Raw genomic sequence first — 15,909 nt, 5'->3', positions numbered from 1 at the left:
GACCAGGGACGTTGAGCAGGCAACAGCGACTCGATCGTCTCCCACTGCGCGTCGGACAACACACTTCTGCGACTCATCCACCCAGACTCACGCACACCCGGGCCACCGCTTAGGAGACACGCCCTAGCCGCTCGGACATGCCGGCCAACCCGCGCCCGGGCACGATCTCCGCCCCGCCGGGTCCGTCGTCGACGATCGAGACGTGCAGGGCGTCGTCGACGACGAGGAGCACGGTGACCGACGCGTCCGGCGCGTACTTCACCACGTTCGTCAGCGCCTCGCTGACGACGAAGTAGGCGACCGCGGCGACGCCCTCCGGCAGCGCGGGCAGTGCGTGCGGGACCTGCACGGTGACGGGGACGACGGCACGCTCGGCGAGCTCGCGGACGGCCGCCTCGAGCCCCCGGTCGGACAGCACCGTGGGGTGGATGCCGGAGACCGTCTCGCGCAGGGCGGCGAGCGCCCGGTCGGCGTCGTCCTGCGCGGCGGACAGCAGCCGGGCCGCCTCCGCGAGGCGGTCGGCACCGGGCGTGGCGGCGTCGTCGTCGGGGGCGTGGTCGTGACCCGGAGAGGTACCGGCCTGCTGCTCGACGAGCATCGCCGCCTCCCCCAGCTTCATGCCGGCGGTGACGAGGTGCTGCTGGGCTCCGTCGTGGAGGTCGCGCTCGATGCGGCGCCGCTCGAGCTCGAAGGCCGCGACGATCTCCCGGCGCGAGGTGCGCAGGTCGGCAACGCGCTGCGCCCACTCCGGCACGTCCGGGACGTCCTCCGCGAACGGCTTGCGGCGCTCGAGGGCGAGCAGCGCACCGACGAGGACGCCGAGGCAGACCAGCGCAAGGACGGCCGCGTAGGCCCACCACGGGCCGGCGCTGAGAGAGGCGAGGACCGTGCCGAACAGGACGATCCCACCGACGAGGCCGACGCCGACCTGCAGCCAGAACAGGCGACGCGCGCGGCGCTCGGGCCTGCTCAGGGACGACACCCCGCTACCGTACCGAGGCCCGGCCCACCGGCCCGGAGTGCCGGCGCCCGCACGGCGGTGGTGCCAGCACCACCCCAGGTCGGCACCGGGCACCATGGGAAACCCGTCCGGCAGGCAGTGAGGTGGAGGCATGACACAGAGCAACGGCCCAGCAGCCCTCATCGCCAGCGACCTCACCACCACGTACGGGCAGGTCCGCGCCCTGGCCGGCGTCAGTCTCGCCGTCCCGGCCGGCCAGTCCCTCGCCGTCATGGGGCCCTCCGGCTCCGGCAAGACCACCCTCCTGCACTGCCTCGCCGGCATCCGCGTGCCGGACTCCGGCGAGGTCCGCCTCGGCGACGTCCCCGTCTCCTCTCTCGGCGACGCCGCCCGGTCCCGGCTGCGGCGCGAGCGCCTCGGCTTCGTCTTCCAGGACGGCCAGCTCGTCCCCGAGCTCTCGGCGCGGGAGAACGTGGCACTGCCGCTCATGCTGGGCGGCACCTCGCGCGGCCCCGCGCTCAAGGAGGCCGAGTCCTGGCTCGAGCGCCTCGGCATCGGGCACGCCGCCGGGCGCCGGCCGGGCGAGATGTCCGGGGGGCAGGCGCAGCGCGTGGCGGTGGCGCGAGCGATGGTCCACGGCCCGTCGGTCGTGTTCGCCGACGAGCCCACGGGGGCGCTCGACCAGGCCACCGGCCACGAGGTCATGCAGGTGCTGACGACGACGACACGCATGACCGGCGCGACCCTCGTCGTCGTCACCCACGACACGCAGGTGGCCAGCTGGTGCGAGCGGCTCGTCGAGCTCCGCGACGCCATGATCCACGCCGACACGAAGATGGAGGCCGCGCGATGAACCAGGTCCTCTCCCTCGCCCCCAGGCTCGCCCTGGCCCGCATGCGCGGAGCGAGGGCCGGCGCGACGCTAGACGTGCTCGCCGTCATCACCTTCGCCGTCAGCTCGTTCCTCACCCTCACCGTGGTCGGCGGCACGTGGATGTTCATCACCCGCTTCCGGGAGACACCGCAGTCCGTCGTCACCGCCATGGGGTTCGACAGCCCCGACGTCCCCGCCGCCATGGTCGACGGGCAGATGCAGATGTACGTGGTGCTCGCCGCCATCGCGTGTGCGCTCCTCGTCCTGCCGGTCCTCGGTCTCGGGGCCGCGGCCTCCCGGCTCGGAGCGCGGGGCCGGTCCCGCCGGCTCGCCTCGCTGCGCCTCGTCGGCATGACCGGCGGCGAGATCGTCACCCTGTCCGTGCTCGAGACGCTCGTCCAGGCCGCGCTCGGCACGCTGGCCGGCGGCGTCCTGTGGCTGCTCTCCCTCCCGCTGTGGCAGGCCGTGTCCTTCCAGGGCGTCCCGATCGGCGCGACGGAGATGCTCGTGCCGATCTGGCTCGGGCTCGCCACCGTGGTGGTCCTCATCGCGCTCGCCGCGCTGTCCACCGTGGTCGGCCTGCAGCGCGTGCGGATCAGCCCGCTCGGCGTGGCCGCGCAGCAGGTCCCGCCGCGGCTCAAGATGTGGCGGCTCGTCATCATGGTCGCCGCCGTGCTCGCGTTCGGCCTGGTCTCCCAGTCGTTCACCGACCTCATCCAGATCTCGGAACTCATCGGCTACGCGTTCCTCGTCGGCATGATGCTGCTGGTCATCGGGGCGCTCAACCTCGTGGGCCCGTGGGTCCTCCAGCTCGTGGCCCGCCCGCTCGCCCACACCTCCTCGGTGCCGCAGCTGCTCGCGGCGCGCCGGATCGTCGACGACCCGCGGGCCGCCTGGCGCAACGTCTCGAGCGTGGCCCTGCTCGGCATGATCGCCACGTTCACCGCGCTGCTGCCCTCGGACGCCGACACCCTCGGGTCGCAGCCGAGCGACATCATCATGGCGACCGACATGCGCACCGGCGTGGTCATCACCCTGGCCGTCGGACTGGTGGTGGCCGCGACGTCGACGCTCGTCAACCAGGCCTCCACCGTGGTCGACCGGGCTGACGAGTCGGTGGCGATGGACCGCGCGGGGACGCCTCGGACGATGTTCGCGGCGCTGCGCCGGCACCAGGTGCTCGTGCCGCTCGTCGTCACGCTCGCCATCTCGATCGGCGTGGGGCTGCTGCTCTCGGTGCCGTTCCTCGCGTTCGCCACGCCGAGCACGACCGGGATCCTCGTCATGGCGGCGACCGTGGCGCTGGGGCTGGTCCTCACGCTGCTGGCCGCGGAGACCTGCCGGCCGCTGCAGTCGACGGTGCTCGGCGATCAGCGCCGCCGCAACGACTGACCGCTCCCCCACCTGACCGGATCGCCGAGTGTGCGGTTCGGGATCGTCGAGAGTGCGGTCGGGGCCCTCCCCGACCGCACTCTCGGCGTGGGGTCTGCAGAACAGATGAGCGACACCTGATCTGCGCACCTGCACCCTCAGTCTCGGGGTTCGACCGACTTCCGTTCTGGGGCCAGGGGCGGGTCCTGACGGGACCGGGCGGCGATCCGCTCGGCCTCGTCGGCCACGTGAGGATGCAGCTCGCGCAGCACCGCGAGGACCTCGACGGGCAGCGGCTCCCTGGCCAGCACTGCGGACGCGAAGTACATCGAGTCGTCCCGAGCGATCTCGAGGAGACGGGCAAGGGGCGTGGCCGGGTCCACCACTTCCTTGTGCAGACGATTCATGTGCCAATTCTCGTCCTGCATGGCGCGATGCCTCGCGGTGGCCGCGCGGTGCGCGACCTCGTCGCGCTCATGCCGGATCCGATACTCGCGAGTGATCTCACCGAGCGGGGGGCCACCGGTCGGCGGGTGCGCGCGCTGGGCGGAAACGAATCGACGCCACAGGTCGTCGTCGGCCCCGATCCGCCACATGTAGTTGACGATCGCCGCACCGATGCGGTTCACCGGCTGTGCCTCGATCACCTCCAGCGGCGCATTCTTCTTCCTCGCGATCGACTCGGCCATGTCCGGGCGCGCCTCAACGAGACTGCGGAGCACGGCTTCGCTGAGACTCGGGTTCATGAGGACGGAGACGACGACGTTCATCGAGTCGGACCGGGTGAGCTCCAGGAGACGCCACTCGGGCGTCTCCCCGCTGCTCGCCTCCAGGGCATCGCGGTCGCTATCGGAAATCCTCATCATCTCAACGACAGGAGTGTCGTTGCCAACGCGTAGTCATAAGTTCTCGAGGTTACCTCTCGCGATCGCGCAGGGAGGCCGTCAGACCCACGAGGTAGGTGGACAGCGCGGGCGGCAGCCCTGCCTCGGCGGCCTCCAGGGCCTGCCCGAGCAGGGCGTCGACCTGCTCGAGGACGGCGGCCCGCGCGCCGGTGGAGACGATGATCGTGCGCAAGACCTCTGCCCCGTCGTCGTCGAGGTCGGGATCGCCGAGCAGCCGGTCGAGGTCGCGCCGCTGCTCCGGCGTGGCCCGCAGCGCCGCGACCCGGACGTGCTCGGTGCGCTTGCCGTCGCGCAGGTCGGAGACGACGGACTTCCCCGTCGTCGTGGGCTCCCCGAACAGGCCGAGGTCGTCGTCGCGGAGCTGGTAGGCGATGCCGAGCGGCTCCCCCACCTCGCCCAGGGCGGCCAGCGCGGCCTCGTCGGTCACGCCGGCGGCGACCGCCCCGAGCGTGAGCGGCAGCGTGATGCTGTACGAGGCGGTCTTCAGCGCCGCCACGGACAGCGGCCGGGCCGTCTCGGGCGGCGCGGTCTCGGACCACACGTCAAGGGTCTCGCCCGCGATCGCCTGCTGGAGCGCCGACAGCGCGGTCTGCGCGAGCCGCAGCCGCACGTCCGCCGGGGCGGGCGCCGACACGAGCGCCCCGAGCGCCGTGGTGATCGCGAGGTCGCCGGCGAGGACACCGGCGGCGGACCCGCGACGTCGGGCGTCGGTCGCGGTCTCCCCCGCCGCCTGAGCCGCACTCTCGACACGGGGGACGACGCCGACGCGCCCGTGCCGCACCTCGTCGCCGTCGATGAGGTCGTCGTGCACGCACAGGGCGACGTGCAGGAGCTGCTGCGCGCCGGCGACGCGGCGCAGCAGCGGGAGGTCCGCGCCTCCGGCGGCGTAGCAGGACGCGGCCACGAGCCGGGGCCGCAGGTACTTGCCGCCGTCGGCCGCTCGCGCGGCCGCGACAAGCTCGGTGAGAGCCTCCGACGACGCCGGGCCCGCGACCACCTCGTCCCACAGGTCCTCCGTCAGCGTGGCGGCGCCGGACATGAACGCGTCGACCTGGGCGGCGAGCGCAGAGACGTCCGACGACGGGGCGGGCGACGGTGGGGCGGGCGTCGTCGTCCCGTCCACCGCCGCGCTACCCGGCACGGGGCAGCACCCCCTGCTCGCGCATCTGCGCCACCTGCTCGACCGACCAGGGGCTGAACACCATCGGCGCGGCCCCGATCGCGGTCACGAGCTCGTCGACCTCGAGCCAGGCCCACTCCTCGACCTCGTCGGGCGCGGGCGCCGGGTCCCCGGCCACCTGACCGACGAACACGGGGCAGATCTCGTTCTCGACGATCCCGTCCGCCGCGACCGCCCGGTAGCGGAAGTCCGGCAGCACCGGCCGGATCCCCGTGACCTCGAGCCCGAGCTCCTCGCGCATCCGTCGGGCGATCGCGACCTCGACCGCCTCCCCCGGCGCCGGGTGCCCGCAGCACGCGTTCGTCCACACGCCCGGCCACGTCTGCTTGCTCAGCGCGCGCCGGGTGATGAGCGTCCGCCCCCGCGCGTCGAGCACGTAGCAGGAGAACGCCAGGTGCAGCGGCGTCTCCGTCGAGTGCACCTCGGCCTTCGGCGCGCTGCCCACGGGCGTCCCGTCCTCGTCGAGCAGCACGACCAGCTCGGGGGCCGTCACCGCGCCCCCTCCGGCGTGCCGAGGGCGGTGAGCACGAGGTCCCGCACGTCCGTCGCGGCGACCGACTCGACCGCGTCCCCGAGCAGCGACGCGTCCGACGTCAGCAGCATCGGCGCATCCGCCCTCGAGTCCGGGATCCGCCCGTGCGTCCCGCCCACGAGTCTCGGGTCGAGCGGCACCGTGCTCATGGCGTAGCGCAGCCCGGCCTTCTTCTTCACGAGGTTGAGCCCGGCCTTGGCCTTGGCGAGCCGGTCGGCCGGGTTGAAGAACAGCTCGGCCGGGTCGTAGCCGGGCTTGCGGTGGATGTCGACGCCGCGCGCGTACTCGGGCGCGCGATCGTCGTCGAGCCAGAAGTAGTACGTGAACCAGGAGCCGGGCTCGGCGACCGCCACGAGGTCGCCCGCGCGCTCGTGGTCGATGCCGTAGCGGGCCTGCTCGGTCCGGTCGAGCACCTCGTCCACCCCCGCGAGCCCCTGCACGACCGCCTTGACGCGCGGCAGGTCCGCCGGGTCCGGCACGTACACGTGCGCCACCTGGTGGTCCGCGACGGCGAACGCCCGCGACGTCCACGGGTCGAGCTGCTCGAGCCCCTGCTGGACGTAGACCTCGAGGAGGCCCTCGCGGCGCAGCGCCCGGTTGATGTCGACGGGCCGGTCGGCGTTCTCGATCCCGTACTCGCTCAGCACGATGACCGAGTACCCCAGCTCGAGCGCGTCGTCGAGCAGCGGGGCGAGCTCCCGGTCGAGCTCGGCGGCGGCCGCATCGGCCTCGGGCGCATCGGGGCCGAAGCGCTGGAGGTCGTAGTCGAGGTGCGGCAGGTACGTCATCACCAGGTCCGACGCCGGCTGACCGAACCGCCCCCGCAGCTGCCCGCGCGTGGCGTCGATGAGCCAGCGCGAGGAGACGATCGACGCGGTCGGCCCCCAGTACTGGAACAGCGGGAACTCCCCCAGCTCGCCGACGAGCCGGTCGTGCAGCTCGGGCGGCCGCACGTAGGCGTCGGGGCTCTTGCGACCGTCGGCGTGGTAGATCGGGCGCGGCGTGACGGTGATGTCCGTGGTCGCGCCCATGGCGTACCACCAGCCCATGTTCGCCACGTGGAGGTCCGGGGCGGTCCGCCGCGCGGTCTCCCACACCTTCTCCGCCTCGACGAGCCGGTTGTGCTGGCGCCACAGGAGCGGGTCGCCGACGCCGCGGAAGTACCAGCCGTTGCCGACGATCCCGTGCTCGCGCGGCAGGCGGCCGGTGAGGATCGTCGACTGCACGGAGCACGTGACGGCGGGCAGGATCGTCTCGAGCCCCACGGCCCGGCCCTGCTCACCGAGGGCACGGAGTCGGGGCATGGCGGCCAGGGTTTTCGGGGTGAGTCCGACGACGTCGAGGAGCAGGACGCGGTTCATCGGGCCACCTCCTCTCTCGTGCGGGTGGTGCCGGCGGCCGCGAGATCGGCCGCATCGGCGGTCGGGTGGACGGCGGTCGGGTGGACGGCGGCGCCGAGGTGCTCGGTCGCCCATCGGAGCTCGGCGGCGATGCCCTCGACCAGCGAGGTCGGCTGCAGCTGGTCCGGGAGGACGTGCCACGTGTACGTCTCGACGTCGAGGTGCGCCGCCTCGCCGTGCGGGGCGTCGAGGACGGCAGCGACGGCGGCGGCGAGCACCTCGGTGGTCGCGCGCAGGGGCTCGGCCGGCCGGGCGTGCAGGGGGACGTGGACATGGACGCGCCACGGGCGGTCGACGGGCCACGGCGGATCGGCGCGCAGGACGTCGACGAGGTCGTCGGCGGCGAGCGGCCGCTCGGCGTCAGCCGCGTCTCCCGCGTCCGGCCACACGCCGGCGGCCTGGGGCACGTCGCCGAAGTCCTCGGCGCCCGCGCCCGCACCCCCCACCGGCTGCGCCCGCACCTGGTGGACGTAGCGCGCCTCGGCGAACGGCTCGAGCGCGGCCATCGCGCCTGGCGCGCCCGGGTCCGGCACCTCGAGCGCCACGGAGGCCTGGACCTTGACCACCCACACGCCCGCCGCCGTCGCCGCGGCCACCGCGCCGACGGGGTCCGCGAACGAGACCGCGAGGTGGCAGGTATCGAGGCACAGGCCCACGTACCCGTCCTCGACGAGCGAGGGTCGGGCGCCGAGCCAGGCGACGACGTCGGACACGTTGTCGAGGATGCAGCCCGGTTCGGGCTCGATCGCGAGTCGCACCGTCCGCCCGGTCCGCGCCTCGAGGCCACGCAGGTGCCCGACGACGGCGCGCAGGTTCTCCTCCGCCGCGGCATCGGCGCTCGCGTCCCAGCCGGTGCGCCAGCCGAGCGGCAGCGTGGAGATGCTCCCCGTCCCGCCCTCCGGCAGCAGCTCCGCGAGCACCGTCGCGCAGTCCGTCGTGTACCGCAGCCGCTCGGGCGTGGTCCAGTCGGGGCGGTAGACGGCGAGCTTGACGACGTCGTCGTGGAAGCCCGTGTACGGGAACGCGTTGACGGTGCGCAGGGTGAGCCCCTCGCTCGCCAGCGCATCCCTCAGCCGGTCGCGCGCCGCGGCGTCCCCGGCGAGCTCGGCCGCCGCGCCGACGGGCAGCCAGAGTCCGACCCCGAGGGTGTCGAGCCCGGCCTCGCGCCGCACGGGACCGGCGTGGCGGTGGAGCTGATCGATGATCCCGTCGAGGTCCTCGGCGGGGTGGACGTTGGTGCAGTAGGAGAGCTCCATCAGTCCTCCCGCCGCGACTTCATGCCGCGTAGCACCGAGTTGCCCTCGAACAGGTCGGGGCCCTGCTTCTCCGGCTCGAACCCGGGGATCGGCTCGAGCTCGAGGCGCCCGGACTGTCCGTAGAACTCGACGGGGTTGCGCCACAGCACGCGGTCGACGTCGTCGTCGGAGAACCCGGCCGCGAGCATCGCGCGGCCGGTCTTGACGGTCTTCAGCGGGTCGGAGCGACCCCAGTCGGCGGCGGAGTTGACGATGACGCGCTCGATGCCGATGCGCTGCATGATCGCCACCACGCGGTCCTCGTCCATCTTCGTGTCCGGGTAGATGGAGAAGCCCATCCACGCCCCGGAGTCGGCCACCATGTCGACGCACGTCTCGTTGAGGTGGTCGACGAGCACCCGCTCGACGCCGATCCCGGCCTCCGCCACGGCGTCGAGCGTGCGGCGCGTGCCGGGCGCCTTGTCGCGGTGGGGCGTGTGGACGAGGGCGGGCAGCTCGAACTCGATGGCGAGGGCGAGGTGGCGGGCGAGGATGTCGTCCTCCTCGGGCGTCATCGAGTCGTACCCGGTCTCCCCGACGGCGACGACCCCGTCCTTGCCGAGGTAGCGCGGCAGGACGTCCATGACCTCGGCCAGGCGCGGGTCGCCGGCCTCCTTCGGGTTGAGCGCGATCGTGCAGTGGTGGCGGATCCCGAACTGCGCGGCGCGGAACCGCTCCCAGCCGATGAGCGAGTCGAAGTAGTCGACGAAGGACCCGACGTTGCTGCGGGGCTGGCCGAGCCAGAACGCCGGCTCGACGAGCGCCCGCACGCCGGCCGCGTACATCGCCTCGTAGTCGTCGGTGGTCCGCGACGTCATGTGGATGTGGGGGTCGAAGATGCGCATGTCACGCCTCCTGGCGGGTCTCGTCGATGAGGTGCAGGTCGTCGGGGACGGTGCGGCCGGCGGCGCGGCGCTCCTCGGCGAACCGGGAGGCCATCGCGGCGAGCTCGGCGTCCCGGCGCCGGTCGAGGTCGGTGACGACGGCGAGCGGGACGCCCATGAACACGAGCTTGAGCACGCCGTGGCGCCACGCGTGGTCGTCGAGGCAGGCGGCGGCGAACGGGCCCATCGCGGCGGCGACGAGTCGGGGGTCGTTCGTCCGCAGGGCGTCGGCGGTGAGGTCGAGGCCGGTGGCGCGCCAGTCCTCGGGCAGCTCGCCGGCCGCGGTCACGGCGCCGAGGCCGCGGATCACGCCGCGTCGTTCGGCGTCGTCGCCGTGCTCGTAGAGGGCACGAAGATGCCCGACGTCGGCGCCTGCGGCGCGCAGTGCGCGGACGAGCGCGGCGCGGGCGGCGTCGTCGGCGGTGCCGGCGAACCCGCCCGTGTCGGCCTCGTCGAGCGGCGCGCGGCCCACCTTGCGGCCGGCCTCGGCGAAGAACCGGGTCACGCGCGCGGGGTCGGCAGTGACCGCCGCGACGGCGCCCGTCGTCCACGGGTGCTGCCCGGCCGCCGAGCGGGGGTCGCCGGCCCCGGAATCGGATCGCATTCCCGCGCCGGACGGACCACTGCTCCCGGACCAGTCGGTCGCGCCGCCGGCGCGGTCAGCCCCTGCCGCCGGCGCTCCACCCGCCTCGGCCGCCGCGGCCCGCCACGCGTCGGCGGACGTGCGCGCGAGGCGCGGGGCGTCGTGGGAGTGCCGCGGGAGCTCGACCGCCGCGACGCCCGCGTAGCCGATCTCCCGCAGGGTCGCGATCGCGGCCGTGAGGTCGAGCTCGCCGTCGCCGAGCTCGAGGTGCTCGTGGACGCCGGGGAGCATGTCGTCGACCTGGACGTTGCGCAGCAGGTCGCCGGCCGCGCGCAGGGCGCCGACCACGCCCTCGGGCGCGACGGCGACGCAGTGCCCGAGGTCGACCGTGATCCCGACCTCGGGCGGGTTCCCGAGGTCGGCGCGCAGGCGCAGGGCGTCCGCGACGGTCTCGACGAGCATGCCCGGCTCCGGCTCGACGGACAGGACGACGCCGCGCTCGGCGGCGGACCCGACGAGGTCGGCGAGCCGCCCCACCATGAGGTCCCACCCCTCGGCCGCGTCGACGTCGCCCGGCAGGACCCCGCTCCACAGCGAGACGCAGTCGGAGCCGAGGATCTCGGCGATCTCGGCCGCGCGGCGCAGGAACGCCACGCGCCTGTCGGCCTCGCGGTCCACGAGGGTCGGGCGGTGCTTGACGCGGGGGTCGAGGAGGTAGCGGGTACCGGTCTCGACGACGGAGCGGAAGCCCCGGCGCTCGAGGTCCGCGGCGAGCGCCTCGGTGGCCGCCCGCCAGTCGTCGGCGAACGGGTCGAGGTGGGGGTGGCCGATCGTCAGGGCGACGGCGCCGTAGCCGGCCTCCGCCATGACGTCGAGCGCGTCGGACAGGCGGTGGTCGGCGAACCCGTTGGTCCCGTAGCCGAGCACGAACGCGTCGGTGGTCATGTCACGTCTCCCTTGGTGCGTGCGCGGGCGATGAGGCGGCTCACGCCCTGGACGGCGAGGAGCACGGCGGTCCCGGCCGCGTGTCCCGTGCGTGCGACGAGCGCCGTCTGCAGCGGGACCATCCCGCGGATCCCCTGCCGGGTGGCCGTGCGGGCATTGGCGGCTGTGGGCTCGCGGGCGGCGTCGAGCTGCGGGGGCAGGACGGAGCCGGCGTAGACGGCGGCGCCGACGATCGCCCCGGCGGTGGCGCCCTCGCGCGCGCCGAAGGGGATCGTCGCGGCCGTGCCGACCGTGACGGCCGCGGCACCCGACGCGAGCGCGCTGCTCGTGCCGTGCACCTCGCCCATCGAGACCGTGGTGACGGCCCCTGTGTGGACGGCGAGGAGACCGGCCGGCAGCAGGGCGCGGCGCCAGCCCGGGCCGGCGGCCCCCATGAGGACGTCGAGCCCGCGGCACACCGCCATGACCGGCGGACCGGCGGGCGTCGACTTCGCGAGCAGGTCGTAGGCCCAGACCGAGGCGGCGAGCGCGAGCGAGACGCGACCGTGCGCGCGGCCGGCGCCGAACGCCAGGCCGATCCCCGCGGCCGTCAGTCCCGCGCCCACGCCCAGCGCCATCTCACGGCTCACGCGCCCGGACGGGATGGGCCGCTCGGGCCGCTCGACGGCGTCGAGGTCGGCGTCGGCGTAGTCGTTGAGCGCCATCCCGGCCAGGTAGATGCAGGCCGAGGACGCCGAGAGCGCGACCCCCCGCGCGCCCACGCTCCCGCGGGCCGACGCCGCGCCGACGAGGGTGTCGCCGAGCACCGTGAGCGCGGCGGGCGCCCGGACGAGCTCGGCCAGGTCCCCCGGGGTGGTCATCGCCCGGCGCTGACGCGGGAGTCGTCGGCCGGCTCGCCCGTGCCGTTCGCGGAGCCGGCAGCCGGTGATCCGGCCGCGTCGTCGGTCGAGGGCGCGTCGCCGGTCGAGGCCGCGTCGCCGCCCGCCGGCCGACCCGCCGCGAACAGCGAGGTCTGCTCGACCCATGCGGCGTACCGCCGGGTCTGCTCGGCGAACGCGTGGACGTCGCTGCCCCACGGGTCCTTGAAGAAGCAGCCGAGCTCGGGGACCACGCCGGACAGGCCGGCGTCGGAGGCGAGGGCGAGCGAGCGGACGAGGTCGATGACGAGCGGGGCCGCGAGCGCCGAGTCGTGCGCGCTCCACGTGGTCTGCAGCGTGATCCGGCTGCCGAGGAACCCGACGGCGTGGACGTGGTCCCAGGCCGTCTTGAGGTTGCCCATGTCCGGCACGTTGTCGATGTGCAGCGGGGTGGCCACGTCCTCGCCGACGAGCGAATGGAGGCCGCGGGTCTTCGAGGCGAGCTTGGAGCGCACGGCCTGCGGGTCCGCGAGGGTGGCGCCGTCGCCGCCGCCGAGGATGTTCGTCCCGGCCCAGGACAGCACCTTGAGGTTGCGGCCCGTGAACATCGGCGCGAGGACGGTGCGCAGCAGCGTCTCGCCGGTCTTGCCGTCCTGTCCGGCGAACGGGACGCCGGCCGCCTCGGCCCGCGCGCGCAGGACCGGGAGGCTCATGCCGGCCGACGGCGTGAAGCAGGCGTAGGGCGCGCCCGCCTGGATCGCCGCGGCGGCGCCGATCGCGCTCGGCGGCAGGACCGCGCCGCCCGGGGTGTCGAGTGCCTCGCGCAGCGCCTCCTCGGAGTGGAACGCCGGGTGGTCGTCGGGAAGCGCCTCGGTCGAGGAGATGTCGACGACGACGACCGTGCGCAGCCCGTTGTTCGTCCGGAAGGCCGCGATGTCGGCGGCCATCTGGTCGATGTCGTGCTGCTGCGTGGGGCCGTCCGTCGGCGCGATCCGCACCTCGGGGTCGATGCGGGCAAGGTCCGAGGCGACCATCGAGACGATCTCGGCGGGGAAGACGCCACCGGCGGCGATCTCGGCGGCCTTCTTCTCCAGGGGTGTCCCTTCGACGTCGTGCCCGCCGACGACGATGTCGTCGAAGTCGGGGAACGGCGCGCCGCCGAGGTCGGCCGCGGCGGTGGTGACGCCGTAGGGCTCGGCGAGGCCGCGGGCGAGGGCACGCAGGCCCACCGTGGCGGTGGTGGCCAGCGATCCGCGCGCACCGATGAACCAGGCACCGACCTTCGCCGGCTGCGTGGTGGATGACGTCCTGTCAGACATGGGAAATACCCTCTCGACGACCTACCTGAGCGTCTGCACCGGGGGGAGGTACGGGAGCGCTCGTTGATCCCGTTCCTCGCACCCTATGTCAGTCGATCGGCGAATCAAATCCAGGACGGCGCACTTATGTTCACGTCGATAAGAAGGTTCTCAGCGCAGGTCGCGCGGGGCGGATAAGAGGGCTCTCACCTGGTCCTTCACCCGCCTCTCACGTCACGGCCGCACCATGGAGCCATGACGACGAACCGACTCACCACCGCCATCTCCACCACGACCGTCGCCCTGGCCCTGGTTCTCGCCGGGTGCTCCTCATCGACCGAGGAGGAGACGACCTCGGACGACCAGGGCGCGACCTCCGACTCCGACACCGGGGCCGGGTCCGACGACCAGAACGACGACGCCGGCGAGACCGGGTCCGATGCCGCAGGCGCGGGCTCGGGCGACAACGACGCGGACGACCAGGGCGAGACCGGGACCGACGACGCGGACGACGCCGACGACCAGAACGACGACGCCGACGACCAGGGCGACGACGCGGGCGCGGCCGCCGACCTGCCGGGCGTGGCCGACCTGGCCGCCGCCATCACCGCGGCCCTCGAGGTCGCCCCCGAGGGTGACGTCGTCATGATCGAGCGCGACGACGACGGCTTCGAGGTCGACGTCGTCGACGGCCAGACCCTCATCGAGGTCTCGCTGCGCCCCGACCACTCGATCGTCGAGCAGGAGTCCGACGACGTGGACGACGACACGCTCGCCGAGCTCGAGGCCGCCGAGCTGACGATGATCGACGCCATCACGGCCGCCGCGGAGGAGGGCGCGATCAGCGACGACCCGATGGTCGAGGAGATCGAGCTCGACACCGAGGACGGCACGGTCTACTGGGAGTTCGACTTCGACGAGGACGACGACGTGGACGTGTACGTCGACGCCGCCACCGGCGAGGTCCGCGTCGGCTGACACTGATCGCCCGACACCGACGGGCACGGCTCCCCGGGCACCACTTTCCCGGGGAGCCGTGCCCGAACCCGGACAGGACTCCCCCGCCGCGCCAGATCACGACCGGTGCGGTCCTCAATACGCTGAGTGGCATGCGCCGCCGCTCACGACCCGCGCCCCTCGGCCTCACCCTCCTCACCCTCAGCCTCGGTGCTGCAGCCTGCGGCGGTGACCCGACCATCCCGACCACGGAGCCGGACACGGGGTCCGCCCCCGCCCCTGCCCCCGACGTGCCGACCACCGACGCGGACGCCGGCCTCGATCCCGCCGACTTCACCAACATCGACCGCGACACGGCAGGCGCCCCCGCGGACGCGCCGAGCCTGACGGCCGAGGAGGTCGCCGAGCTCGAGGCGAGCGCGCTCGAGGAGACCGGGCACGACGTCGTGATGTCGATGTACCCGACGACCGTCTCCGTCAGCGACGTCGACACGTTCGCCTGGGAGATCTCGACGTTCGGGGCGGACGAGGTCGCCTTCGCCCACGTCGAGGGGCCGGGCGAGGCGCCGCTCGGCTCGCAGTCGGGTCCGATGTCGAACGCGTCGGAGGGCCTCCAGGGCGCGACGCAGCGGTGGACGGTCGGCATCTCGGAGGCCGTGACCAGCGCCCTCGAGGTGCGGCCGGGGGAGGTCCTCGGCACCGGCACGACGAACGACATCGTGGACCCGCTCATGGCGATCGGCATCCGCCAGGACGACGGCGCGCTCGTCCGGATCACCGTCGACGGCGAGTCGGGCGACGTCCTCAACGCCGTCGAGCTCGGCGGGACCGCACAGGCCGAGGGCGGTAGCGAGGGGCCGCTCGACGGCTCCGACATCCCGACCGACCAGCACGACTCCTGACGAACGCGCAGCGGGTCCGCCCACCCCGCGCAGGACACCCCGCCGGGGACCTCTGACCGGGGAGCCGTGCCCGGTCCGTACCGCCCCGCGGCACCGCTCGCGCGCCTACCTTGACGCCATGTCCCCCACGACCCGCCTCCGCCGCAGCGCCCCCGCCCTCCTCCTCGTCGCCGCGCTCGCCGGGGCCTGCGCCGGCGGGGACCCCGTCGGTACCGTCCCGCCGGACGGCCCGACGACGGGCCCCGACGGTCCGGCGCAGTCCTACCCCGACACCGACGACGTCCTCGACCTCGGCCCCACCGCGCTCGACACGATCGACGCGCTGCTCCTCGAGACCGAGGAGACCGTCCCCTCCCTGACGCCCGACGAGCTCCGGGCGATCGAGGAGCAGGTGCTCGACCACACCGGGCACGACACCCACCTCGGCATCAACCCTGACGACACGGGCTCCCACGATGCCTTCGACGCCTGGACCGTGTCCGACGACGAGATGGGCCTGACCGCGATCGTCGACGGACGGGTCGACCCTGCCGACGCGGAGACGTACCCGCTGACCGAGGAGGAGGCCGGTGGGACCGAGGCCCTCGACGTCGTCCAGGGCTGGCGGGTCCAGGCCTCCGAGGCGGCCGTGACCGCACTCGCGATCCACCCGGGCGAGGTGCTCGTCGTCATGCCGCCGGAGGAGCCCGCGTCGGTCGTCCTCGTCGGCATCCGCGCCGACGACGGCAGCGTCGTGCGCGTGGGGATCGACGCGGTGACCGGCGAGGTCCTCAACGTCGTCACCCCCGAGCACGACCCGGGGCAGGTGCACCCCGACGGGCCGGTGGACGGGGAGCAGGACAAGGGCGCTGTCCCGGCCCCGCACGCGCCGGACGACACCTCCGACGCACCGACGGCCTGACCTCGGCGCCCTGGCCGGGCCGCTCCGTCCCGACCTGCGAACACACGGGCTGAAGTACCCGTTCG

At 74.0% G+C, this 15,909-nt stretch carries 15 protein-coding genes; 5 read left to right on the top strand and 10 right to left on the bottom strand.

Annotation, left to right across the window (positions count from 1 at the left end; genetic code table 11):
* Window positions 1-109 precede the first annotated feature (109 nt).
* A complete protein-coding gene (locus tag ACPYO6_RS12675; RefSeq protein WP_425714855.1) occupies window positions 110-982 on the bottom strand; it encodes a sensor histidine kinase in 873 nt (290 codons plus the stop codon).
* Between the two features lie 130 nt (window positions 983-1,112).
* On the opposite strand from ACPYO6_RS12675, the gene ACPYO6_RS12670 reads away from it, so the two are divergent.
* Window positions 1,113-1,814 (top strand): ABC transporter ATP-binding protein, encoded by a 702-nt coding sequence (locus ACPYO6_RS12670; protein WP_425714856.1) that lies wholly within the window; start codon window positions 1,113-1,115, stop codon window positions 1,812-1,814.
* Complete coding sequence (locus ACPYO6_RS12665; RefSeq protein ID WP_425714857.1) at window positions 1,811-3,226, top strand: FtsX-like permease family protein; 1,416 nt, start codon at window positions 1,811-1,813, stop codon at window positions 3,224-3,226. The genes ACPYO6_RS12670 and ACPYO6_RS12665 overlap by 4 nt, the downstream gene beginning before the upstream one ends.
* Before the next feature lie 137 nt (window positions 3,227-3,363).
* Here ACPYO6_RS12665 and ACPYO6_RS12660 read toward each other — a convergent pair whose 3' ends face one another.
* From ACPYO6_RS12660 to ACPYO6_RS12620, 9 genes are all read right to left on the bottom strand, one after another.
* Complete coding sequence (locus ACPYO6_RS12660) at window positions 3,364-3,975, bottom strand: hypothetical protein (RefSeq protein WP_425714858.1); 612 nt, start codon at window positions 3,973-3,975, stop codon at window positions 3,364-3,366.
* A gap of 145 nt (window positions 3,976-4,120) precedes the next feature.
* Window positions 4,121-5,251: a polyprenyl synthetase family protein gene (locus tag ACPYO6_RS12655; protein ID WP_425714859.1), complete on the bottom strand. Its 1,131-nt coding sequence runs from the start codon at window positions 5,249-5,251 to the stop codon at window positions 4,121-4,123.
* On the bottom strand, window positions 5,241-5,783 hold the full coding sequence (gene idi, locus ACPYO6_RS12650) for an isopentenyl-diphosphate Delta-isomerase (protein ID WP_425714860.1): 543 nt from the start codon (window positions 5,781-5,783) through the stop codon (window positions 5,241-5,243). The genes ACPYO6_RS12655 and idi overlap by 11 nt, the downstream gene beginning before the upstream one ends.
* Window positions 5,780-7,183 carry a nucleotide pyrophosphatase/phosphodiesterase family protein gene (locus ACPYO6_RS12645; protein ID WP_425714861.1) on the bottom strand — a complete coding sequence of 468 codons (1,404 nt, stop codon included), beginning with the start codon at window positions 7,181-7,183 and terminating at the stop codon, window positions 5,780-5,782. The genes idi and ACPYO6_RS12645 overlap by 4 nt, the downstream gene beginning before the upstream one ends.
* Window positions 7,180-8,478 carry a metabolite traffic protein EboE gene (gene eboE / locus ACPYO6_RS12640; protein ID WP_425714862.1) on the bottom strand — a complete coding sequence of 433 codons (1,299 nt, stop codon included), beginning with the start codon at window positions 8,476-8,478 and terminating at the stop codon, window positions 7,180-7,182. The genes ACPYO6_RS12645 and eboE overlap by 4 nt, the downstream gene beginning before the upstream one ends.
* Window positions 8,478-9,362 carry a TatD family hydrolase gene (locus tag ACPYO6_RS12635; protein ID WP_425714864.1) on the bottom strand — a complete coding sequence of 295 codons (885 nt, stop codon included), beginning with the start codon at window positions 9,360-9,362 and terminating at the stop codon, window positions 8,478-8,480. Before ACPYO6_RS12635 ends, eboE begins: the two co-directional genes overlap by 1 nt.
* 1 nt (window position 9,363) lies before the next feature.
* Window positions 9,364-10,929: an EboA domain-containing protein gene (locus ACPYO6_RS12630; RefSeq protein WP_425714866.1), complete on the bottom strand. Its 1,566-nt coding sequence runs from the start codon at window positions 10,927-10,929 to the stop codon at window positions 9,364-9,366.
* Entirely contained in the window at window positions 10,926-11,789 is an 864-nt protein-coding gene (locus ACPYO6_RS12625) for an SCO3242 family prenyltransferase (RefSeq protein WP_425714867.1), read from the bottom strand. Before ACPYO6_RS12625 ends, ACPYO6_RS12630 begins: the two co-directional genes overlap by 4 nt.
* Entirely contained in the window at window positions 11,786-13,105 is a 1,320-nt protein-coding gene (locus ACPYO6_RS12620; RefSeq protein ID WP_425714868.1) for an inositol-3-phosphate synthase, read from the bottom strand. Before ACPYO6_RS12620 ends, ACPYO6_RS12625 begins: the two co-directional genes overlap by 4 nt.
* A 234-nt stretch (window positions 13,106-13,339) precedes the next feature.
* Here ACPYO6_RS12620 and ACPYO6_RS12615 point away from each other — a divergent pair, with 234 nt between their 5' ends.
* The 3 genes from ACPYO6_RS12615 (at window position 13,340) to ACPYO6_RS12605 (ending at window position 15,844) form a co-directional block, all read left to right on the top strand.
* Entirely contained in the window at window positions 13,340-14,062 is a 723-nt protein-coding gene (locus ACPYO6_RS12615) for a PepSY domain-containing protein (protein ID WP_425714869.1), read from the top strand.
* 131 nt (window positions 14,063-14,193) lie between these two features.
* Window positions 14,194-14,943, top strand: coding sequence for a hypothetical protein (locus ACPYO6_RS12610; RefSeq protein WP_425714870.1), 750 nt, complete (start codon window positions 14,194-14,196; stop codon window positions 14,941-14,943).
* Window positions 14,944-15,061: 118 nt separating this feature from the next.
* Window positions 15,062-15,844: a hypothetical protein gene (locus ACPYO6_RS12605; RefSeq protein WP_425714871.1), complete on the top strand. Its 783-nt coding sequence runs from the start codon at window positions 15,062-15,064 to the stop codon at window positions 15,842-15,844.
* The last annotated feature ends 65 nt before the right edge of the window (window positions 15,845-15,909 follow it).

This window comes from Georgenia sp. Z1344, assembly GCF_049856295.1.
Lineage (GTDB): Bacteria > Actinomycetota > Actinomycetes > Actinomycetales > Actinomycetaceae > JB111.
Note: the sequence above shows the minus strand (reverse complement) of the source record. Positions and strands in the feature narration are given on the sequence as shown.